Raw genomic sequence first — 22,062 nt, 5'->3', positions numbered from 1 at the left:
GACCCAATCCATCACGTGGGTCCCTGGCCGCTCGCCATTGGGCTGGCGCGCCCGACGTAAGACTCCACCAGGTGTGGATCATGCAGCAGCTCGGCGGCAGGTGCCACACGCGTGATGTGCCCATCCTCGAAGACGTAACCGCGTTGGGCGAAGCGCAGGGCTGCATAGGCATTCTGCTCGACGACAAAGACCGTCAGACCGCCACTGTGCAAGACGCGCAGGGCCTGATACAGCTCGCCGACTACCCGCGGGGCTAGACCGGTCGACGGCTCATCAAGGATCAGCAGCCGCGGGCGAGTCATCAAGGCACGCCCAACCGTGACCATCTGCTGCTCACCGCCGGACAGGAGACGGCAGCGCGTCTGGCGCAGGCGCTGGAGCTTGGGAAAAACCTGGTAGATATAGTCCAGGCGCTGGCGCAGCTCTGCCTTGCTGGCGCGGTAGGCCCCGATTTCCAGGTTTTCCTCAACGCTCATCTCAGGAAAGAGAGCGCGCCCCTCGGGCACATAGCCGATGCCCAGGCGCACGCGCTCAAAGGTCGGGAGACGTCCCAGATCGCGGCCCTCAAAGAGCACCCGCCCGCCGCTCAGCGGGAGCTGGCCCATGATCAGGCGCAAAAGGGTCGTCTTGCCGGCTCCATTGGCCCCAACCGCGGCCACCGCCTCACCCTCAGCGACGCTCAAACTCACCTCGTGGACCACCATGCGACCGTGGTAGCCACCCGAAACCTGCTGTAGCTGGAGCAACTCAGGCATTGACCGGCTCCTCCTCTCCCGTGCCCAGATAGGCTTCGATCACAGCGGGATTGCGCAATACTTCGTCGGGCCGGCCCTGGGCGATAGTGGTACCGAAATCAAGCACATAGACATGGTCGGCGATGGGCATAATGGCGGGGACGACATGTTCGATCGCTACGACAGCGCAGCCCGCCGCTACCGCCTCGCGCAGTAGCGCATGGATCAAACGGATCTCTTCGGGCGACATGCCGGCCATGACCTCATCCAGGAGCAGCACACGCGGACGCAGCATCAAAGCCCGCCCAATCTCCAAGAAACGCAGCTGACCCGGCGGCAGGCTCTCGGGCGAAGCATCCCACTGATCGCGCAAGGCCAACCGCTCCAGCATCTGAGCCGCCGCTCTGATCGCCTCCTTCTTGGAGGCACCTGTCACCAGTGCCGGCAAGAGCAAGGTCTCCCAGGCCGTCAGCGACGGGAAAGGCCGACAGGTCTGGAAGGTACGAGCGATACCGGCCCGGGCGATGCGGTAGGGCGCCAGACGGTTCAGCAGCAGCTCGCCGAAACGGATGGCCCCACCGTTGCAGCGATCGAAACCCGTAATCAGATTAAAGAGGGTCGTCTTGCCGGCCCCATTGGGACCGATCACCGCTACAATGCGTCCGCTGCGAGCCTCCAGACTGACCCGATTGAGCGCAGTCAGGCCGCCAAAGCGGCGAGTCACTGCCTCGCAGCACAGCACAGGCTCGCCACTATTCCCAACCGCTTCAGGAAAGAGCGGCAGGCGCTCCTCCCTCCCCACCGCAGGCGGAGGACCCCACACCGGACGGCGCCGGAGCCAGCCGAAGCGTTGGAAGAGCGAGACCAGGCCGCCAGGCATCCAGATCACCGCAATCAGGATCAAAGCCCCGAGAATGATCTGCTGCTGCTGCGGGAACTGAGCCCAGAGAGCATTGCTAATCAGAGAGATGACTACCGCTCCCAACAGCGGCCCCCAGAGCGTCCCAATGCCGCCGAAGAGCACCATCAGGATCGTCTGCAGCTCATAAGTATTGTTGAAGGCGCTGCCGGGATCGATAAAGCCCACGTTCCAGACGTAGAGCGAGCCAGCCAGCGCCGCCAGGCCGGCACTCAGGCAAAATGCGGCCACCTTGCTCGCGTTGGTATTGATCCCGGAAGCCTCAGCGGCCTTCTCGTCGTCGCGCAAAGCCAGCAGACGCAGCCCCAACGGCGAGCGCAGCAGCCAGGCCGTCAGCACAACAGCCCCCACAGCGCAGCCTAGCATCACCAGGGCTGTCTCCTGCGTCGTGCCTACGATGGGAACCGGCTCGCCCATGCTCCCACCAACCAGTGACGTGGAGGTCGCGATCAGCGCACCAATGCGGCTCAGCCCGAACATACCCAGAGCGAAAAAGATGCCCTGCAGCCGGAGCATGACTGTGCCCAGCGGCAACGCCAGCACAATGGCCGCCAGGACCGCAGCCAGCGCCGCGACATACCAGTCCCACTGCCAGACAATCTGGCAGGTGGCCGCCACATAGGCCCCGATGCCGAAGAAACCCACCTGGCCAAAGGAGACATAGCCACTCAGCCCACTGATAATGTTCCAGGCATAGGCCAGAACCACGAACAGGCAAGTAGAAAAGAGTAACTGAGCCTGATCGCCATTGCCGAAGATCGCCACCAACACCGCTGCAAGAACAACGAGGCCGAAAAGCAGCCAGGCGCCCTCCTGTCTGATACGAGTGAGCACGGCGCCCACCCCTGGCACCCTGGCCCACGCCACAGGTGGTCTCATCTGTCTCTCTCTCATATGCGCCCCCTCTGGCCAAGCAGGCCCTGCGGTCGCACGATCAGCACCAGAATAAAGATCAGATAGATCAACGCCGACGCGGCGCTGGCCCCCAAGAAGTAGCTGCTACTGACCTCGATCACACCGAGCAAGATGGCAGCCAGCAGGGCACCCAGATAGTTGCCGAGGCCACCGAGAGCGATCAGCGTAAAAGCCTGCACGGTCACAAAGCCACCAGAAGCGGCCTGAACAGGGATCAGCACCACGGTGAGGGCGCCGGCAGCCCCCGCCATCGCGGCCCCCAGCGCGAAGGTCAGCAGGCGGATGCGACCCGTGTTCAGACCACAGCTCGCCGCCCCCAGCTCTGACTGAGCCGTGGCGCGCACCAGCCGTCCCGAGCGTGTGCGCGTGAGCCAGAGCTGAACGGCAAAAGCCAGAACGAAAGCCACCAGTGACGAGACAATCAGCGACTCCGGCAGGAAGAGCGGCCCCAGACGCACAGAGGATTGAAAGAAAGGCACCGACTGATACTGGCCGCCCCAGATGAGCAGAGCGATATTCGAGATGATCGACGAGAGACCGAAAGTAATGAGCAGTGTGCGCAGCTCGCCTTGCGGCCCCGCCGTATCCACGTGGGCGAGCAGGCCGCGATAGACCACAAGGCCAACGACGAGAAAGAGCAAGGCGGCCAGAGGGATGGCCAGAGCTGGCCCGGCCTGGAAGGCCCCGTAGAGAGTCACGGCCAGCAGGCCTGCCACGACGATGAAATCGCCGTGGGCCAGATTGACCACCTTCATAACGCCGTAGATCAGGTTGAGGCCGAAGGCCATCAGCAAGTAGACCCCACCCCACATGATGCCGGTCAGTAGAAGTAACAGATAGGTCTGGAGCTGAAGCATCGTTCGCGTTCCCCCTCTTCCAGGTCAGACGGGCGCGCCCGCCCCGCGCAGACCAACGCCACGCCGGCCATGCTGGCTGGCGTGCTCACCAGTTCGGATGCGGCAACTGCACCGGGCTGGTAGCCACTTCCGGCGGCCAGACCAGCTCTTGCTTACCGTTTTGCCACTGCAGCACGTAGGACTGATAGCCCAGTTGCTGACCAAGGCTGTTCAGCTTGAACTCACCAGCCACCGTTTGCAGATCGAGCTTGAGATAGGCGTCGCGGATCTTGGTCTGATCCAGGCTGCCGGCCATCTTGACGGCTGCCGCCAGGGCCTGCATCGTGGCGTAAGCCATCGCCGCGTGATAGTCAGGGTCGCGGCCAAAACGCGCGCGGAAATTCTTAACGAATTCAGCGTTGCCGGCAGTCTTGAGCGTGGGGAACCAGAGCGTTGTACCCAGGATACCGTTAGCGGCGCTGCCCAGAGCGCTGCCAAATTCTGGCTCGACTGGCCCGATGCTGAAGGCGAAGAGCTTGGCATTGACGTTAGAGGCCCGCGCGGCGCGAATGATGCCTTCGGCGTCGGCTAGATAGGTGGCGCCAATGATCATGTCAGGCTTGGCGGCGCCGGCCTTGAGCACAAGGGCCGTGAAATCGTTGGTGTCAGCGGGGTAGGTGGCTTCAAAGACCACGCGGATGCCGCGCGCAGCAGCCTCTTGCTTGATACCCTGGGCCAGCTCGCGCGGGAAAGCGGTATCTTGGATCAAGAGCGCCAGCGTCTTGTAGCCCTTGGTAGCCGCCAGGTCGATGACGGGGATCATGTAACGTGGTGTCTGGGTAATCGACTGCACAAGGTAGGGATAGCGCCCACTGAATGGCTCCAGGTTGGCGGCCATTGCCGGCATAGCCATCTTGTAGCGCGTCACCAGAGGGGCGATGGCCGAGGTCAGGTCGGTCTGATACGGCCCGACCAGGAGGTCAACTTTGTCGGTGGTGATGAGACGCTGATAGAGCTGGACGGCAGTTGAGGCGCTGCCCTGGTCATCGTAATAGACCAGTTGCACTTTGCGCCCAAGTAATCCCCCCTGGGCGTTGATGGCCTCGGCGCCAAGCTGGTAACCTTGGAGATCAAATTTGGCAGGAGCCGATTGCGGCCCCGTCTCGGTGATAGAGAAGCCGATGCGGATCGGCCCCGAGGACGAAGCGCCGCCGGCATTCGAGGAGGCGCAGGCTGAAAGCGCCAGGGCGATCAGCAGCAGGCAAGCAATGAAGAGGTGGCCGATTGGAAGCGGACGACGGGGCGCGTGCGGTCGCTGAAATAGTGCCATGTCAAGACACCTCCTTGTGATGGTTGAATAGGCCGCCATTGTTCGTGCGTTCGTCCATTCGATAGGGCTGGAGGCTCTTTCCTCCTGCGCCTCCGGCATGACGGTGCCGTGCCATGCCGGATCAGACTGACCAGCGTGGCGCGCTGCCGCGGGGCAGGCAATCTGACAAACAAGTAGACACAGGTTGCTCGGCAACGCCCGAGAAGAGCGGGAGAGAACAGGGCAGGGAGCCGAGGGCCGACCAGCCATCAGCAGGCTCGCCGACCAGAGGCGGACAGCCCTGGCCAGCCTGCTGCTCCTTGCCATGATGGGCGCTTCTCCGCTCGTCCTATCGTACGCCTGATTGGGCATACTGCTGTATGTACAAGAATGCGTAGAGATCAGCCAGTGCTTCTGTTGGTTCTCCATCTGCTCCCTGGCTGGCCAGGCAGCCGGGCGGCAGTGCCTCGCTTCAGCGGCGAGATACTGGCGGCCTGGCGAACCGTCGGGAACTAAACGCTGCCGTCGCGGCTCTCGCCAGATCCAGGGGGGAGGTCCACAGGCTGGCGATTGTCTCGCCGCAGGCAGCGCCGAGGCTCTGGCCTGCTCCCATCACAAAACTCTCACTGTATACAGTCGTATACAGTTGTACAACAGTTATATACACTGGGGAAGGGGGCTTGTCAAGAGGGTGATCCTGGCAGAATAGCGCTCTCTGGCTCTCTGGTGAGAGGGGTAGAAACGGTATCTGCTCCCTGTCAGGAATTTCCGGCTCGCTTGACAGCGTCTTGCATACGGATGTATACAATTAAGGAGAGCAAGGAAGGCTCTCCATTACACTTCTCTCTCAGGAAAGTGGGTGAAGTACATGCCTCTCTCACGAATCCAGCTTCCGGGCGAACGCTCCCGCGCTCAGGAACTGTATGAATTTCTGCGCAATGCCATTCTTGATGGAACCTTAGAGCCGAATGAGCGGCTTGTCGAGGAGAACATCGCCGCTCTAGCCTCAGTCAGTCGCACACCGGTACGGGAGGCGCTGCGCAAACTGGAGGCGGATCATTTGGTGAGGGATACCGGTCAGGGCATTGTCGTCGGGACGACCTCGCCGGAGGAGTTAGAGGAGCTGTGTGCTGTGCGCGAGACGCTAGAGGGGATGGCTTCGCGGCTGGCGGCGCGTTTGCGTTCGGAGCTGGAAGTAGCCAGTTTGCGGCGCATTCTCGAGGAATATCGCGAGGCGACGCAACAGCGCGATGTTGAGCGGCTGGTAGTGCTCAATCATGCCTTTCACGAGACGATCTGGCAGGCGGCACGCAATCGCTATCTGTTCCGCGAGCTGACGAATCTGCGCGACTTGATTGAACGCTTGCAGAAGACGACGCTCGATAAGCCAGAGCGCCAGCAGGCGGCTCTGCCCGAGCATGAGGCGCTCTTTGAGGCTATTGTGCGCCAGGATGAGGATGAGGCTGAGCGTCTGGCGCGGCAGCATTTTCGCGAGGCGATGGCCATCCGCTTGATGATGGCGCGCCTGGCACAGAAGCGCATGTAGGCTTGGTGGCTTCGCTTGCCCGCCTATCCGCCTGACTGATCGCTCTTTTCTTCCCCAAATGTTGATATGGCTCTTCTCTGCTCTGACTGGGGTTGTTGTTTGATCCTGTTCGCTCGACTGATTCATCTGCTCGTCTCTTTCCCCCTTTTATACTGCCATGTCAGGTTGCGCGGCTGGCGGCAGAAGACTGGCCGATAAGGCCTGCGCTGGTGCTCTGTGGGGGGGCAGGCGCGCCTGCGGGTGGGTGCAGCGAGCGCTGGCGCGCCGCTCGCAGGCCTGGCCTGCCTATCTTTGCCCGAGCTTCTAGCGCACCGGGCTGGTGCCGCCTGGTGATAGGCTGGCCGTGGACGATGTCAGGCCTGGCGCTGCTGTTACCTGGTAGAGGTGCACGCTGATGAAGCCGGCGCAGGTGATGCTATCCAGCAGCCTGTAATGCTGATCCAGCCAGTTTATCATCTGGTTTACCTGCCGAGCGGCCTGGCTGTTGGGGACGCGTCCGACGATATAGAAGAGGCGAGGATGTTGACGGGCGTAGGTGGTAACAGCATTGATGTCGAGGGCGGCGTTGGGGGTACGGCGGGGGGCGGCGTAGCCGCTGTCGGTCTGCCAGGAGAGCAGGTTACCGGGGGAGTCGTTGGTAAAGTGGGCCTGGCTGATGGGGTAGGCATAGAAGTAGTATTCGAAGGCGACCTGGCAGCCCTGGATGGTGTTGTAGCAGACGAGACCGTCGTTGGCCTGGTAATGGCGTTGGAGCCACATGGCAGCGCTGCGCCAATCTTCGATCTGGGCCTGGGGATAATAGTGCAGGGCGTTGGCGAAGGAAAGGGCGATGAGGAGAAGGGTCAGCGCCCTCTGCAGCAGGTAAGGACGGATGAGTGAGAGGCTCAGGGCGCTGAGCAGGGCGAAAGCGGGCATGGTGACCACAAGATAGCGGGCAGAAAAGAGGCGCGCTGGCCCCAGTGACAGGCCGAAGCTGAGGAGGATGGTCAGGATGAACCAGCAGCCAGTGAGCCAGAGCAGTGGGAGGTGATCTAGAAGGTGGGGCCAGCGCTGGCCGCCGGGAGCCGGGGGCGGACTGCTCTCGCTATGGGAAGTGCTGGCGACTGTCTCGGCGGTGGGGGCCGCCTGAGATTGGTGGGGCTGGTGGCGTTGCCGGCTGAAGGCCAGCGGGATGAGTATCAGCGCGGGCAGGCAGCTCAGAACCAGCAGGGTCACGAGCAGATGATCACCGCCGAGCATGACGGCAAGCAGGTTGAGGAGATCATGGAGGTGCGGCTTGGCCAGCCAGTCTGTTTTACCGGTCTGCTTGGCCACCGGTACTAGCGGAAGGGCGAGTAGCACGATAGCGGCGGGGGCGCTGGCGAGGAGTTTCCAGCGCTGGCGAGCGCGTTCGCGCCAGGCGGTAGGTAGCAGCCAGAGGCCGGCGATAGCCACAGTTTGAATGAAGAAGATGATCAGGCTGAAAAGCTGGGCGTAGAGGGCCAGCGTGGTGGTGATCACGTAGAGAGTCCACCAGCCGCCCAGGCGCCGGCGCGCGGTGTAGCAAGCGACCAGGGCGTACCAGGAGAGGGTGAGTAGCAGAAGTTGCAGAGCGTAGGCGCGAGTTTGCTGGGCATAGATCAGAGTCGAGTAGTTGAGAAGGTAGAGCAGGGCGGCGCAGAGGCCGGCGCTGATGCTGAGGTAGCGTTTGCCGAACAGATAGGTGACAACGACGCTGAGGGCGGCACAGATGGCCGAAGGTAACCGTACGATGAATTCGGTAGGGGCCAGCCCGAGGGCTCCGGTGAGTTGCAGCCAGAAATGCAGCAGCAGATAGTACAGCTCCATGTTCGGCTCGGGTCCCCAAATGGCTTGCCAGAGCCGTGGGAGCGGTTGGCGGGCCAACTCGACAGAAAAGGCTTCGTCAAACCAGAGGCTGGGCTGCCCCAGGGCATGGAGGTAGAGGATGAGGGCGACCACCAGGAGCAGCATCGCTGGAAGCCAGGTGGTAAGCCGGTCACGTGAGGCCTTCAAACGGAGAGCGAGGCTGGTCATGATGTGCAGGTGCACTCTCTGGGTGTTCATAGCTATTCCATCCTGCTTATTTTTTTTAGGTTGAGGAATAGAGCCAAGGACGCTTTATGGATGAGCATAGCATATGCAAGCGAGAGGCAAAAATTTTTCAGGTAAAGGTCATAGCGAGGTGAGCGAAGTCATTGTAAGCTGGGCTGGGGTAGGTGGTACTGGTCGCCGCTGTCGCTGAGAGGCAGGCAGATGCTTCTGCGCTCGTGGGAAAGGACAGCTCCTTTTTCTCTCGCTGTAGCCAGACGAGAGCCTCTATCGTTGTGGTAGAACGGCGGCGAAAGAGAGCGAGAGAAGGAGGCGGGGCCGCTGCCGTTCTGCCTTGTCCGGCTCTCGGGCAGAGGTGATTTTTGGGCTGATCAGCCCTCTCTGCTCTTGATTGCGCTCGTTACTGAGCTGAATTCCTGCACGGAGGGACAAAAGGACAATATGGATGCTAAGGATGCTCGTCTGACGGTGGTACTGGCCTGCCCCTTGCAAGTGGCGAGGCTGACTGCTTCTGCGGGTCTGGCCGGGGGCGATGTGAGCGCTCGCTGGCTGGAGTATGTGAGGTATCTGATGGGACCCGGGTGGGGACTACCTGGGAAGGGGGAGAGCCATGTCTGAGATCCGCCCGGCGCCGGTGGTCTCCCCGTCGTCGTCTCACCTGCCATCCTCGCGCTCGCCCCAGCAATGGCAGCCCTTGCTTGTCAAAGTGCCGGAGATCACGCTCTACTTCTGGGTGATCAAGCTATTGACGACGGCGTTAGGCGAGTCGACCTCGGATTTTCTGGTCTACCAGATCAATCCGTATCTTGCGGTGGGTCTGGGATGCTTCGGGCTTGTAGCGGCGCTCATCCTGCAGCTCTGGCTGCGGCGCTATGTGGCCTGGGTTTACTGGTTGGCGGCCTTGATGGTGGCGGTCTTCGGAACAATGGCCGCCGATGTGCTGCATGTGGTTCTTGGTATCTCGTATGTTGTCTCGACAATCTTTTTCGCGACGGCGCTGGCGCTGATCTTTGTGGTCTGGTATCTGTGTGAGCGCACGCTCTCGATCCACAGTGTCTATCGCGGGCGCCGTGAGTGGTTTTACTGGGCGGCGGTGATTGCGACCTTTGCTCTGGGGACGGCAGTGGGCGATCTGACGGCGGCCACGCTCAATTTGGGTTACTTCCCTTCGATTGTGCTCTTTGGCGTGCTCTTCGCGCTGCCGGCGCTGGGGTACTGGCTACTGGGCTTCAATGCCATTGCGGCTTTCTGGTGGGCCTATATTGTAACCAGGCCCTTGGGGGCCTCGATTGCGGACTGGCTGGGCAAGCCGTATCTGGGCGGTTTGGGGTTGGGCGACGGCAAAGTCTCACTAGTCTTGCTGATCTTGTTGATCGGGTTCGTGGCCTATCTGAGTATCACGCAGCGCGATGTCCAGCGCCGTCCGGCTGAGCCGCGCTGACCGATTGAGCGCCGGTGTGATAGATGGGGCGCCGCAGGGCGACCGGCCTGCTTCTGCAGCGGCAGCAGGTGGTCGCCTCTTTTGGTTTGAGGGCCTGGGCCGTGTCTCTGGCCCCGCTTGACTCGCTCCACTGGTCCGAACGAAGGCATCTGCTCTGCTGGGCTGGTGGCGCGGCGCAGAGCATCAGTGAGAGGACCAGACCTGCCAAGCCAAAAGCGCCCTTGCCAGTCAGGGCCAGCTTCGCTACAATAGGACCAACCGCGTCGCCTCAGCGCCTCGCCAGCGCAGCGCCACCGGGGCCACGAGGCATAGCGAACCTGGAACAATCATAGCTCACCCGAGGGGGATGTGTAGATGATGCAGGAGGGCAGGCCCCTGGATTTCATGCGCGAGAGGCTGGAAGCCCTGCGCACAGCTCAGCTCTATCGGCGGCTGCGTCCAGAGCTAGGGAGTAGCGAACCCTGGCTAGAGCGCGATGGGCGCCGCTTGCTCAATCTCAGTTCCAACAACTACCTTGGTCTGGCCACTCATCCCGCCCTCAACGCTGCCGCCAGCCAGGCCAGCGAGCGCTACGGCTGCGGTGCCGGCTCCTCGCGCCTGATCGCCGGCAGCAGCGATCTGCACGCCGAACTTGAGCGACGTCTTGCCTGCTTCAAAGGCTGCGAAAGCGCCCTCCTCTTCAACAGCGGCTACGTTGCCAACATCGGCGTCATCAGCGCCCTGGTTGGTCCCGGCGACCTTATTCTCAGCGATGCCCTCAACCATGCCAGCATCATCGACGGCTGTCGACTCAGCCGGGCCACCTGCCAGGTCTACCCTCACAGCGACAGCCGCGCTGTCGCGCGATTGCTCGCCGAAGCGCAGCGCAGCGGGCACTATCGCCGCAAGCTTGTCGTCACCGACTCCGTCTTTAGCATGGATGGCGACGTCGCTCCCCTGGAGGAACTCATCGCCCTCTGTCGCCAGTATGGTGCCCTCTTGCTGGTTGACGAAGCTCACGCCACTGGCTGCCTGGGGCCAGGAGGTCGCGGGCTACTCGCTTCCATAGCGAGCGATTACGAGGGCGTCATCGCCGTCGGCACGCTCAGCAAAGCTCTCGGCAGCTTTGGCGCCTTTGTCGCCGGCCCTGCCCTACTCACTGACTACCTGGTCAACGTTGCGCGTCCCTTCATCTTCACCACCGCCCTGCCGCCGCCAGTCATTGCCGCTTCCCTGGCCGCGCTCACCCTTCTCGAAGAGTCTCCCGCCCTGGTCGAGCGGCTTCAAGCCAACGCTGCCTACCTGCGTCGAGGACTGCAGGCCCTCGGCTTTGACACCCTGACCTCGAGCACGCACATCGTCCCTGTGCTGGTCGGCGATGCCGGGCTGGCCCTCAAGATGGCGGCGCGCCTGCAAGAGCGAGGGGTCCTCGCCGTGGCCATTCGCCCGCCAACAGTGCCAGCGGGCATGGCCCGCATCCGGGCCAGCGTCATGGCCGTGCACGAGCGCAGCGATCTCGATTTTGCCCTGGAAGCCTTCGCGGACGTCGGGCGCGAACTGGGCCTGCGCTGAACGGGAACGGCAGGCGCTCGGACGAGCGAGCGGGGCAGGCGTCAGACCACCATGACGGGGGAGCGAAGACAGGGTACGGCGGGCGAGTCGCTTGCTCCTGAGCGTCTGCCTGGCCTGCCCCTGGAGAACGGTGGAAAGGAGTCACTGAGGAAGAAAAAGGAGGAGCTATGGCCTCTCACGGCGAGAGCATTCGCTGGCAGAATCTCGATAAAAGCGTCCTCTGGCACCCGTTCACCCAGCAAAGCGACTGGGAAGCGGAGGCCCAGCTTGTCATTGAGCGCGCCGATGGCTGCTATCTCATCGACAGCGACAACAATCCCTACCTTGACGGCGTCTCATCGCTGTGGGTTAACATCCACGGGCACCGCCATCCGACCATCGACCGCGCCATTCGCGAGCAGCTAGAGCGTGTCGCCCATACGACCTTTCTGGGGCTGACGCATCCGCCCGGCATCGAGCTGGCGCAACGGCTGGTCGATCTGGCGCCGGGGCGCCTGCAGCGCGTCTTCTACTCTGACACGGGAGCAGCAGCAGTCGAAATTGCCCTCAAGATGGCTATCCAGTACTGGCAACAGTGCCCTTCGCCCCAGCCGCAGCGCACCAAATTCTTTGCCTTGCACAGCGCCTATCACGGCGACACCGTCGGCGCCATGAGTGTCGGCGGCATCGACATGTATCGTCGCTCCTATCTATCGCTGCTCTTCCCCCATGTCGAAGCCCGCAGCGCCTACTGCTATCGTTGTCATCTGCAGAAAACTTATCCGGCCTGTCAGATGGCCTGTCTCGAAGAAGTTGAGCGGGTCATCAGCACCCATGCTCACGAGCTAGCGGCGGTCATTATGGAGCCGCTGGTCCAGGCAGCGGCTGGTATCTATGTCTATCCCAAGGGTTACACGCGAGCTGTCTGGGAGATTGCCAAACGTCACGGCATCCTCTTCATTGCCGACGAAGTGGCCACAGGCTTCGGGCGCACGGGCAAGATGTTCGCCTGCGAGCACGAGGGGATTGAACCCGACCTGATGGCCATCGGCAAGGGGCTGACCGGTGGCTATCTGCCGCTGGCGGCCACCCTGACCACCGAAGAGATCTATCGGGCCTTCCTTGGTCCAGGACGCACCTTCTATCATGGCCACACCTACACCGGCAACCCGCTGGCCTGTGCAGCAGCTCTGGCCAATCTGCAGGTCTTTGAGCAAGAAGAGACGCTTCAGCGTCTGGAGCTGCGCATCGCCCTTATGGAGGAGTGGCTACGTTCCTTCCAGGCCCTGCCGATTGTCGGGGACATTCGACAATGCGGTTTCATGGTGGGCATTGAGCTGGTGCAGGACAAGCAGACCAGGACGCCCTTCCCTCCTGAGCAGCGGGTAGCGGTGCGGGTCATCAAGGAGGCGAGGCGACGGGGGCTGATCTTGCGTCCGCTTGGCGATGTCCTGGTTATCATGCCGCCGCTGGCGATCTCGCATCCCGAGCTGGTGCGCTTATTGGATATTACCTATGCTGCCATCGAGAAAGTTGCGGAGGAAGTACTCTCGTGAAATGGGCATGCTTTGTCACTGGTACCGATACGGGTGTTGGCAAGACCATTGTCACGGCGGCCCTGGCCGCAGCTCTTGCGCAGCGCGGGCTGCGTGTCGGGGTCATGAAGCCGGCAGAGACCGACTGTCCCCCGGAGCAGGGGCGTGAGGGGGCCCACGATGCCCAGCTCTTGCGGCGGATGGCGCGCTGTACGGCGCCGCTGGAACTGATTGTTCCCTACGCCTTGCCGCTGCCGCTGGCGCCGGCTCTCTCGGCGGAAGAGGCCGGGGTAACGATCGAGCTGGCTGAAATTGTGCGCTGCTATCGGCAGCTCCTGGCGACACATGACGTCGTCCTTGTGGAGGGAGCGGGCGGCTTGCTGGTGCCGCTAACGGCTCAGCAGACCATGCTGGATCTGGCCGCTACGCTAGGGCTACCGCTGCTAGTCGTAGCACGCAATGTGCTTGGCGTGATCAATCACACCTGCCTCACGGTGGCTGTCGCCAGCCGGAGAGCGCGGGTCTTAGGGGTGGTGCTCAACCATCCAGCGGCGCCTGACGAGAGCGATCCGGCGGTGCGCAGCAATGCCGAGGCTCTACAGCGCTGGTGTCCGGTGCCATTATATGGGCCTCTGCCTCATCTGGCGGAGGTGACCGAGGCAGCGTTGACGACGGCTGGCAACCAGCTCCTGAGCGCCGGGCTGCTGGAGAGCATGGCGCTGGATATTGCCGAGGGCGAGAGCGTGGGCGCCGCTGCGTCCGGTGCAGCGACAGCGGCAGCCGACGAGGGGATTCCAACCGAACCGCTCAATGAGGCTGGTGCCTGATGAGTAGCAAGCTGCCTGGGGAGGAATAAGAGCGATGTCTGTTGATTTTCAGCAATTGGCTGACAAGGCCATCAAGGGGGAGGTGCTCACGCGTCAGGAGTGTCTGGCGGTGCTGACCTGCCCGGATGAGCGCATCTTAGAGCTATTGGCCGCGACCTATCGCGTGCGCCTGACCTTCTGCGGTCGGCGTGTGCATCTGCACATGCTGATCAATGCCAAGAGTGGGATCTGTCCCGAGGATTGTCATTATTGTTCGCAGTCGAGTATTTCGCGGGCGGCCATCGAGCGCTATCCGCTGGTCAGCCTGGAGCGCCTGCTGGAGGGAGCGCGTCGGGCAAAGGAGGCGCGTTGTCGGCGCTATTGCATTGTCATTAGCGGGCGCGGGGCCAACAACCGCGAGATCGATTTTCTGGTGCGGGCCGTGCGGCGCATTAAGGAGGAGGTCGACATTGCCATCTGCTGCAGTGTGGGGCTGATCTCGGAGGAGAAAGCGCGCCGCTTGTATGAGGCAGGGGTGGAGCAGCTCAATCATAACTTGAATACCAGCGCGCGCTACTATCCAGCTATCTGTACGACACATACCTACGAGGATCGCTGGCAGACGCTGCAGGCGGCGCGTCGGGCCGGCTTACACCTCTGCAGTGGGGCCATCTTTGGTCAGGGCGAGTCGCTGGAGGATATTATTGATGTGGCGCTGGCCTTGCGTGAGCTGGAACCGCAGTCGATCCCGGTGAATTTCTTGCTGCCCATTCCGGGGACGCCGCTGGAGCACACGCGCTATTTGCGCCCCTATGACTGTTTACGCATTCTGTGTTTGATGCGTCTGACGAATCCGAAGCAGGAGATTCGGGTATCGGCTGGGCGTGAGGTGCATTTGCGTTCACTCCAGCCATTGGCGCTCTATGCGGCCAATTCGGTCTTTGTGTCAGGCTATTTGACGACGCCAGGGCAGCATTATAAGGAGACGTGGCAGATGATTAGCGATTTGGGCTTTGAGATCGAGGAGCATGCGCCCGCAGCGTCAGGGGAGCCAGAGCCGGCCTTGACCTGTGGCGAGACCGTTGAGGCTGGGGAAGCCTGACGAGGAAAGGGCCTGGCTGGGCTGGGCTGCCAGGCCCTCGGATCAGGACGCAGAGGGCAGCCATCCTGTCGGAAGCGAACAGGGTGGTTGCTCTCTTTCTCTGCTAGCAGCGAGGGGACTGGGGGTGAGCTTTACGGTTCGACAGGCGAAAGCTCGTCTCCGCTGTCCTGTGTGGGAGGGTAGGAGCACAAGAGCCCGCGCAGATGCTCGGCGTCAGGGGCCCGGCCGATGGCGAGCAAGAGCTGATGAATGGTGCGCAGCGAGTGGATATGAGAAGCCACGCTGGCGGCTAGCGGTTCCAACTGAGGGAAGCGACTACGCACGCCGGCGATGAGATCCTCGCGGCCCTCTCTCAGGCTTTGCTGAATGCCTTGTTGGAGGCCTTGCTGAATACCTTGTTGCAGCCCTTCCTCAATGAGGGCGCGGGCGGCGTCGGTCTGTTTCAGTTCGGCGATGAGGTCATCGAGCGACATGGCAGGCTGTGGTCCTTTCCTGGTCCGTGTCAGGGCAAGTGGTCAGCTCCGCTCGTGATGAGCGAGAGCTGACCACAGCAAGGGAGAAGCTAACTTCGACGGCGGTGGAAGTGAGTGATGAGAGAATGAGTCTGATCCAGAGCTAAGGCTGAGAGCCGTTGTCGGTGGGCGACTGGGCCGAGCTGCCAGGCAGATGGGCAAGCAGCAACGACTGGAGCTCCTCAGCGTTACGCGCGAGGCCGATAGCCAGCAAGAGCTGATGAATGGTGCGCAGCGAGTGGATGTGAGAAGCCACGCTAGCGGCGAGCGGCTCCAACTGAGGGAAGCGACTGCGCACGCCAGCGATGAGATCCTCGCGGCCCTCTCTCAGGCCTTGCTGAATGCCTTGCTGAATACCTTGTTGCAGCCCTTCCTCAATGAGAGCGCGGGCGGCGTCGGTCTGTTTTAGTTCCTCAAGGAAATGTGACAGCATCTGGATCTGCTCCTGAAGCCACTGGCGCTCGCTGGCAGGGGCGTCGGCCCAGGCCAGCGAAGCTAACAACAAGCCAACTTCGAGTAACTCAAACTGGCGTGCCTGCTGCAGGCGCTCGATCATCGCGCGGATGACCTGACGACTGCGCCCCTCGCGAGTGAGCGGCAGCAAGGGTAAGACCCCCAGAAGCTGCCGATCTAAGAGTTCCTGAGAAGGGCACTCCCAGAGTGGAATGACGCCGAAGTGAAACTCGTGGACAGGCGAGGTGTCGGGTAAGAGCCGCCGATACGGAGTCGAAGGGACCCGACAGCGTCGCAGATAAATGACACACGAGTAGACCGGGCAGCGGTGACGCTGGTCTGCAAGGATATTATACATCAGCAGGCGGTGTACCATCTGCTCATCGGCCTGGCTCTGAAACTCGATGTGGACCAGCAGGGGCTGATCAGCCAGGAGGCAACGGCTCAAAACATCAGCATAGAGAGCACCCAGCTCGGTGAGCGGAGGATCGGTTTTGACGACGAACTCCCCAGAAGTGTGTTGCAGAAAATGAGCCTGGGGCAGGACGAAGGTGATCAAGTCCTGGGCGGCGAGAGAGAAAAGCTGCTTCATGCTCCGGTCCCAGCGAGAAGCCATAGAGTTGCGGTGAAGCCTCCTGTTCTGCGGTGGTGGAGTGTAGAAGAGTATAGTGTATTTAGAGTCATAAATCAAGAGCTTTTTGGTGGTCTTCATTATATACACAAGAAATTATTAATAAACAAGCGAGCAATATTTAGAGAAGCAAGATGTGAAAAGAGAACACTGCCCCGCCGAGACGGTGGCAGTGGAATGCAGATCCTCCGGTCCAGAGCGGGAGGGCGCAGCGGCTCTTGCTCGCTCTCCAGGCCGGTGGGGCGAAGGAGAAACTGCCGCTGTGCCTCTGTTATTGAGAGCCGTCAACGGATGGACGAGATGACGGCTGGACCGAGCTGGCGGACAGGGAAGAGAGCAGCCAGGCGCGCAGGTGCTCGGCATCGGGCAGGCTGACAACTTGCTCCAGCAGAAGCAGGAGGGCGTCGAAATCGTCCAGACGGGCGACGACCTGAGCCGCCAGCCCGTAGAGGTGGGGGAAGCGAGCGCTGACAGTCGTTAAGAGGCGCTGGCGAGCCTTGTGGAGGCCCTCTTGACGACCCTGTTGGAGGCCCTCTTGACGACCCTCTTGACGGCCCTGCTCAATGCCTTGTCGCAGCCCTTCCTCAATGAGGGCGCGAGCGGCGTCGGTCTGTTTCAGTTCGGCGATGAGGTCATCGAGCGACATGGTGGGCTGTGGTCCTTTCCTGGTCCGTGTCAGGGCAAGTGGTCAGCTCCGCTCGTGACAAGCGGAGCCGACCATAGGAGGGGCAAAGCCGACTCCGACAGCCATAGGAGGGGCAAAGCCGACTCCGACAGCGGTGAAAGTGAGTACAGTGATAATATCAGTCTTAATAAAGAGAAGAGAAAGGGTCTGACCCGGTGCTAAGGCTGAGAGCCGTTATCGGTCGGCGGTGGGCCTGCGCTGTCGGGCAGCTGAGCGAGCAGCAAAGCGCGCAGGTGCTCAGTGGTGGGCGCGCTATACACTTGCTCCAGCAGGAGCAAGAGGGAATCAAGGTCATTGAGATGGGCAGTAACCTGGGCCGCCAGCCCGTAGAGGTGAGGGAAACGGGCGCTGACAGTCGTTAAGAGGCGCTGGCGAGCCTTGTGGAGGCCCTCTTGACGACCCTGTTGGAGGCCCTCTTGACGACCCTGCTGGAGGCCCTCTTGACGACCCTGCTGGAGGCCCTCTTGACGACCCTGCTGAAGGCCCTCTTGACGACCCTCTTGACGGCCCTGCTCAATGCCTTGTCGCAGCCCTTCCTCAATGAGGGCGCGAGCGGCGTCGGTCTGCTTCAGTTCTTGTAAAAATTCGGTCAGCATCTGGATCTGCTCCTGAAGCCACTGGCGCTCGCTGGCGGGAGCGTCGGCCCAGGCCAGCGAAGCTAACAATAAGCCCACTTCAAGTAACTCAAACTGGCGCGCCTGTTGCAGGCGCTCAATCATCGTGCGGATGACTTGACGACTGCGCCCCTCGCGCGAGAGCGGCAACAGGGGCAATAACCCCGGCAATTGTCTCGCAAGCAACTCCTGCGCGGGCAGCTCCCAGAGCTTGATCACCTGAAAGTAGAAGTCGTAGACGGGCGTGGCATTGGGCAACTGACGCCGGTAAGGCGTAGCCACTACCCCGCAACGACGCAGATAGATCACACAGGAGAGCACAGGAGAACCATAGCGCTCGTCTGCAAGGATATTATACATCAGCAGACGATGAGCCATCTTGTTATCGGCTCGACTCTGAAACTCAAGATGGATGAGCAGCGTCTCCCCCTCCAGAGAGCAGGCGCTCAGGGTGTCGGCGGCAAGCAAACCTAGCCCTGGAAGAGATGGATCGCTCTTGAGCACAAACTCCCCCGAAGCATGCTGCAGAAAACGCGCCTGCGGCAGGACAAAGGTGATCAGGTCCTGAGCCGCCAGGGCGAAAAGCCGCTTCATGCTCCGGTCCCAGCGGGAAACCATCGCCCCGTCTACTCCTTCCTTGATGGCAGAGCTTCTGAGAGGAGTATACCAGATTGAGCAGTATAGATCAAGTGCCGGGATAATATCTTTGCCCAAAGCTGAAACATCATTCCTAAACAAGCATGCGATATTTAGACGAATGCCCCGCGACGGCGATCGCTCGCCGCGAGGCAAAGGCTCGGAGCAGATAACTGACTGATAACCCCAGCGCTCAGCAAGCTTGTCAGACGGCAGCGCTCCGGCTGAGATCGCCTCTGGCTAGAGGGAGGGAGGCTTGCGACGAATCAGCCCAGGACGCCAGCGACGACGGCGCTGGCCCTTCCCCGGCTCACAGGTGCGCTGAACCTCAAGCGGCTTACTCCTCGGCGTGGTGCCCGTTCTCCGTTTCCCCTTCCGGCCCCTCAACTTCTTCTAGCAGCTCCTCCATCGGCACTTTGAGATAGCGCGCTACTTTCCAGAGCGTCAATGAACTTGGCATGTAGTGCTTGTCGTTCACCAGACGCCGAACGAGGTTAATAGGTATATTGGCTTCGCGAGAAAGGCGACCCTGACTGATTCCTCTCTCTCGCAGGATTTCTCTGACACGCAAACGTAACATGAGTCGATCACTCAGAATGTTCCCTGGCTTTCTTGTTCTGAGTATACAGATCACTCACTAGTGCTAGAACTCCCCTTATCAGAGCGCTCTAATAAGGGGAGTTTAATGAAGTACACTCCATTATGGTCCTCAAACTTTAGAGCTTTCTTATATAGTGGTCTTTATAAGAGTGCTCTGATATGATATACTTGATCAGATACTACCGCTGAAGGTTCCGAAGATGTCTATCAAGGAGAAAGGAGCGTGCATGATGACGCGCCAGGAAGCTGAAGCGCTGGCCGAACGTATTCGCAACGATCGAGAGGCGCGGGTCACGGTTCTGCGCATCCAGGAGCAGCCAGAGCCGCGAGGCAGCTATCATCTGCTCTGTGTTCATGCCAACGGCCTGTGTTTCCTGGTCACCAAAGAGCAGGACTGGCAGCGCCAGCGCCAGCACGCGCTACAGGGGCATCCCCTGACCAGACTGGCTCTGGAGAAAGAGAGGTGGGAACCGTTGTCGCACTTCGATAGTGCTGCCTTGTGAGGCGGCGGCCTCGGGGGCGTCGGGCGTCGCTCGTCGCGACGCGCTTGAGCGCCTGGCTCCTGTAGAGAGAGTTGGTGTGGTTCTGTGATCTTGTTTGCTTGTTTGTTGAAGACGTGGAGAGTGGACCTGATGTTACGACGCACCCTGTTGCTCGGCTCACCCGCGCTGGCTCTGGCTCTGAGCGGAGCCGCTGCGCAGGACGCCGACGCCTGCGATGATCCAACCGTCGTGCTGGCCCTGGACAAAGACGAGTGTCAGGCGCGCCTCCTCATGAGGGCGGCGACCCTGGCCGAGCGTAGCGGCAGGCTGGTCGAGGCTCTGCGCCTGACGCAAGCGGCCTATGAGCTGGCCCGGCGCTCTGCCTCCCCTTATGCGGAGGCCCCTGTCGCCTATCTGGCGGTCCTCTGCAGCGAATATGCCCGCCAGCGGCATGATGTCCCCATGCTGGAGAGTGCCCACGCGCTGGCGAGCAAGCCGCATGGCAGGCTCTTGCGCGATGGCGACCTGGCGCAGCTCCGCCTGCAGATCGCTCTCTTGACCACGCCCAGCGCCGCCGCTGAGCTGGCCCGCCTTACGCTCGATGTCTGGTGGCGTCCCGAGCTGATGCTGAACGATGGAACCTGGCACTGGGCTCGCGGCGGCTTCGTGGTGAAGTCGCTGGAGGCCCTGATCTTAGGCGGCTACCTGGCCCAGGCTCGCGAGCTGGCTGACTATTTCTCTCACCATCCAGAGACGTTCACAGCGTACGAGGCTCTGCGCTGGGAATGGGCCGCCATTCGAACCCGCCTCTACGGGAGCCTGGCTGAGCGCCGCGCCTTCCGCCGTCAGGCGTGCCGTCGCGGCTACGTCCGTCAGGCGGTGGTGGCGCTCTAATTATATTAAGGAATGCGTGAAGGAGGCTCGCTCAAATGACCGCTGCTCAGGGGAGAGAAGAGGAAGGCCGACCCGCCATGCTGGCCATCTATCTATAAGTCCATCGCCTGCCGGCGAGAGAAGGACTATCGTCGGCTGCTGGTGGCCTCGGGACGTGCCTGCCGTCCCTATGGCTCCCTCGGCGATGATCCGCTCGCCGTGAGGGTACTGACGCCGCGTTTCGAGCGCGCCGAGCGCGAATTTCTGCCGGCCCGCATCCGGCGCCGCCTGGTCCGTTTCCTGCGGAGCCAGGCCACCGACACTCACCCGGCTGCGGCACCAGGCCCACCGGATAGCCAACAAGCAGACTCCCTCTCCGATCTCTACGGTGGGTTCCGATTGTTCTCTTGACCCTCTGTCTTGCTCAGGACGGGAAGGGCGGCCAAGGCCGCTCTTCCCCATCTTCTGATCCTGCCATCGGGCCGATCCGGGCGACCCGACGCTCTTCCTCGTCGGGTCCGCCCGGACCGCTCCGCCTGGACAGCAGCGCCTCAACGGATGCGGCTGCCGCCAGGGGCCGGCTCAGCCGGAAACAGCAGGCCGAGCCGACAGGCGGCAAAAGGCTCACGACATGGGATGATTCAGAAAGAAACTGTACATAGCATTGGTGGCGCTTGGACCGGAGGGATCGGTATAGCTGCCGCTGCTGCTGCCGCCCGACCAGGCGTGGCCCATGCCATAGACCTTCCAGTACTCCTGGATCTCTCTCCCACTGCTATCGTTCCACGTCTGAACCGTGTAGGTATGCCCGCCGGGCACCTGACCGCTGCGGCTGCTCGCTGGACTGCCAAAGCTGGCGTTGTAGCTACCGCCGGAAGCCAGCCGATCGGTCGTCATCCACTGCTGCACCACCTGATCGCCATTGATCGGATAGACCACGTAGTCGCTCTGACCGTGAAAGACGATAGTCGGCACCACGCGCGCTCGGCTGCCCATTGCCTGATAGGCAAGCTGGCCCTGCTGCTGGGGATCGGGGCCGCCGTAAAGCTGGGCCAATGGTGCGCTATAGGCCGAGGTGGCAGCTCTGTATTCGAGGCCCGAGGCCACACCGATGGCCGCGAAAAGATCGGGATAGGTCGCGCCCATGATCACGCTCATGGCCGCCCCGGCGGAGAGGCCAGCCACATAGACACGCCGGCGGTCGATGGTCCAGCGGGTTGTGTTCTGCTCTACCGTCTGGACAATGCCAGCAATAATGGCCGGCTCTCCCGAGCCACGCACCTGGTTGCCCGGCAGGAACCAGTTCCAACACGCAGAAGTGTTATAGAGGCTGGTCTGCTGAGGATAGACGACAATGAACTGCTGCTGATCAGCGAGCGCATTCATCTGGGTGCCGGCGGCGAAGTCGATGGGGGTCTGGGTGCAGCCGTGCAGCATGACGACCAGAGGGACAGCGGTGCCGACATGGTAGCCGGCAGGAGTGTAGACATAGTAGGGCCGGCTCCCCGCCGGTCCGCTATAGGTGTACTGGACAAAGGTGCCGCCGCTGGCCCGAGCCGCCGGGGCTGGCAGAGCGCCGAGGCTCAGTAGCAGCAGGACAGTCAGACCGCTGAGCCTGAGCAACAAGCGGAGCTGAGGAAAAAAAGCGCGGGGCAGAATGGCTGGCATACGGCAATCTCCCTTGCTTGCCTGGCGGATGCCCTCATGACATCCTCGGGACTGTGCTCGCAACTCTGGCAGGCAACTCATACGCTCAAGAGGTTGTCTGGACAGAAGAAGGCTGCGTCGCCCTCCTCTGCTCTACGCGGCGCTCGCCACCTCCGGCCAGCCCCGACCCGTTAGGGCGCTGAGCAG

General features: G+C 61.7%; 21 protein-coding genes. 10 read left to right on the top strand and 11 right to left on the bottom strand.

The features are described 5' to 3' along the window. Positions 1-11 precede the first annotated feature (11 nt). The 4 genes from AC6H1L_RS06400 to AC6H1L_RS06385 all read right to left on the bottom strand — a co-directional run bounded on the left by AC6H1L_RS06400 (position 12) and on the right by AC6H1L_RS06385 (position 4,734). Positions 12-755: an ABC transporter ATP-binding protein gene (locus AC6H1L_RS06400; protein ID WP_497600697.1), complete on the bottom strand. Its 744-nt coding sequence runs from the start codon at positions 753-755 to the stop codon at positions 12-14. Continuing rightward, complete coding sequence (locus AC6H1L_RS06395; RefSeq protein WP_497600696.1) at positions 748-2,532, bottom strand: branched-chain amino acid ABC transporter ATP-binding protein/permease; 1,785 nt, start codon at positions 2,530-2,532, stop codon at positions 748-750. The genes AC6H1L_RS06400 and AC6H1L_RS06395 overlap by 8 nt, the downstream gene beginning before the upstream one ends. Positions 2,533-2,543: 11 nt before the next feature. Beyond that, complete coding sequence (locus AC6H1L_RS06390; RefSeq protein ID WP_497600695.1) at positions 2,544-3,425, bottom strand: branched-chain amino acid ABC transporter permease; 882 nt, start codon at positions 3,423-3,425, stop codon at positions 2,544-2,546. Positions 3,426-3,510: 85 nt separating this feature from the next. After that, complete coding sequence (locus AC6H1L_RS06385; RefSeq protein WP_497600694.1) at positions 3,511-4,734, bottom strand: amino acid ABC transporter substrate-binding protein; 1,224 nt, start codon at positions 4,732-4,734, stop codon at positions 3,511-3,513. 847 nt (positions 4,735-5,581) lie between these two features. On the opposite strand from AC6H1L_RS06385, the gene AC6H1L_RS06380 reads away from it, so the two are divergent. Then, positions 5,582-6,259, top strand: coding sequence for a GntR family transcriptional regulator (locus AC6H1L_RS06380; protein ID WP_497600693.1), 678 nt, complete (start codon positions 5,582-5,584; stop codon positions 6,257-6,259). A gap of 303 nt (positions 6,260-6,562) precedes the next feature. On the opposite strand, the gene AC6H1L_RS06375 is transcribed toward AC6H1L_RS06380, so the two are convergent. Next, positions 6,563-8,323, bottom strand: a complete 1,761-nt coding sequence (locus tag AC6H1L_RS06375) for a glycosyltransferase family 39 protein (RefSeq protein WP_497600692.1) — start codon at positions 8,321-8,323, stop codon at positions 6,563-6,565. A gap of 426 nt (positions 8,324-8,749) precedes the next feature. Here AC6H1L_RS06375 and AC6H1L_RS06370 point away from each other — a divergent pair, with 426 nt between their 5' ends. The 6 genes from AC6H1L_RS06370 to bioB all read left to right on the top strand — a co-directional run bounded on the left by AC6H1L_RS06370 (position 8,750) and on the right by bioB (position 14,722). After that, positions 8,750-8,926 (top strand): hypothetical protein, encoded by a 177-nt coding sequence (locus AC6H1L_RS06370; RefSeq protein WP_497600691.1) that lies wholly within the window; start codon positions 8,750-8,752, stop codon positions 8,924-8,926. After that, positions 8,919-9,749 (top strand): COG4705 family protein, encoded by an 831-nt coding sequence (locus tag AC6H1L_RS06365; protein ID WP_497600690.1) that lies wholly within the window; start codon positions 8,919-8,921, stop codon positions 9,747-9,749. Before AC6H1L_RS06370 ends, AC6H1L_RS06365 begins: the two co-directional genes overlap by 8 nt. 354 nt (positions 9,750-10,103) lie before the next feature. Further along, positions 10,104-11,300 (top strand): 8-amino-7-oxononanoate synthase, encoded by a 1,197-nt coding sequence (gene bioF / locus AC6H1L_RS06360; RefSeq protein WP_497600689.1) that lies wholly within the window; start codon positions 10,104-10,106, stop codon positions 11,298-11,300. Between the two features lie 167 nt (positions 11,301-11,467). Beyond that, a complete protein-coding gene (gene bioA / locus AC6H1L_RS06355) occupies positions 11,468-12,835 on the top strand; it encodes an adenosylmethionine--8-amino-7-oxononanoate transaminase (protein WP_497600688.1) in 1,368 nt (455 codons plus the stop codon). Further along, positions 12,832-13,641, top strand: a complete 810-nt coding sequence (gene bioD / locus AC6H1L_RS06350; RefSeq protein WP_497600687.1) for a dethiobiotin synthase — start codon at positions 12,832-12,834, stop codon at positions 13,639-13,641. The genes bioA and bioD overlap by 4 nt, the downstream gene beginning before the upstream one ends. Positions 13,642-13,675: 34 nt before the next feature. Beyond that, a complete protein-coding gene (gene bioB, locus AC6H1L_RS06345) occupies positions 13,676-14,722 on the top strand; it encodes a biotin synthase BioB (RefSeq protein WP_497600686.1) in 1,047 nt (348 codons plus the stop codon). A gap of 131 nt (positions 14,723-14,853) precedes the next feature. On the opposite strand, the gene AC6H1L_RS06340 is transcribed toward bioB, so the two are convergent. From AC6H1L_RS06340 to AC6H1L_RS06320, 5 genes are all read right to left on the bottom strand, one after another. Then, positions 14,854-15,195, bottom strand: coding sequence for a hypothetical protein (locus AC6H1L_RS06340; protein WP_497600685.1), 342 nt, complete (start codon positions 15,193-15,195; stop codon positions 14,854-14,856). A gap of 142 nt (positions 15,196-15,337) precedes the next feature. Beyond that, positions 15,338-16,303, bottom strand: coding sequence for an RpnC/YadD family protein (locus AC6H1L_RS06335; protein WP_497600684.1), 966 nt, complete (start codon positions 16,301-16,303; stop codon positions 15,338-15,340). A 286-nt stretch (positions 16,304-16,589) separates the two neighbouring features. Further along, the gene (locus tag AC6H1L_RS06330) at positions 16,590-16,964 is read right to left on the bottom strand and encodes a hypothetical protein (protein ID WP_497600683.1); all 375 of its coding nucleotides are present in this window, start codon (positions 16,962-16,964) and stop codon (positions 16,590-16,592) included. A 197-nt stretch (positions 16,965-17,161) separates the two neighbouring features. Then, positions 17,162-18,235: an RpnC/YadD family protein gene (locus AC6H1L_RS06325; protein ID WP_497600682.1), complete on the bottom strand. Its 1,074-nt coding sequence runs from the start codon at positions 18,233-18,235 to the stop codon at positions 17,162-17,164. A gap of 355 nt (positions 18,236-18,590) precedes the next feature. Beyond that, the gene (locus tag AC6H1L_RS06320; protein WP_497600681.1) at positions 18,591-18,833 is read right to left on the bottom strand and encodes a helix-turn-helix domain-containing protein; all 243 of its coding nucleotides are present in this window, start codon (positions 18,831-18,833) and stop codon (positions 18,591-18,593) included. A 247-nt stretch (positions 18,834-19,080) separates the two neighbouring features. On the opposite strand from AC6H1L_RS06320, the gene AC6H1L_RS06315 reads away from it, so the two are divergent. From AC6H1L_RS06315 to AC6H1L_RS06305, 3 genes are all read left to right on the top strand, one after another. Then, entirely contained in the window at positions 19,081-19,356 is a 276-nt protein-coding gene (locus AC6H1L_RS06315) for a hypothetical protein (protein ID WP_497600680.1), read from the top strand. A 129-nt stretch (positions 19,357-19,485) separates the two neighbouring features. After that, a complete protein-coding gene (locus tag AC6H1L_RS06310; protein WP_497600679.1) occupies positions 19,486-20,229 on the top strand; it encodes a hypothetical protein in 744 nt (247 codons plus the stop codon). 141 nt (positions 20,230-20,370) lie between these two features. After that, positions 20,371-20,619: a hypothetical protein gene (locus AC6H1L_RS06305; RefSeq protein WP_497600678.1), complete on the top strand. Its 249-nt coding sequence runs from the start codon at positions 20,371-20,373 to the stop codon at positions 20,617-20,619. A 213-nt stretch (positions 20,620-20,832) separates the two neighbouring features. Here the strand turns inward: AC6H1L_RS06305 and AC6H1L_RS06300 are convergent, their stop codons facing one another. Continuing rightward, complete coding sequence (locus AC6H1L_RS06300) at positions 20,833-21,876, bottom strand: extracellular catalytic domain type 1 short-chain-length polyhydroxyalkanoate depolymerase (protein ID WP_497600677.1); 1,044 nt, start codon at positions 21,874-21,876, stop codon at positions 20,833-20,835. Positions 21,877-22,062: the final 186 nt, after the last annotated feature.

This window comes from Thermogemmatispora argillosa (assembly GCF_059696725.1).
The sequence above is the reverse complement of the archived record's forward strand: the minus strand, read 5'-3'. Positions and strand labels throughout refer to the sequence as shown.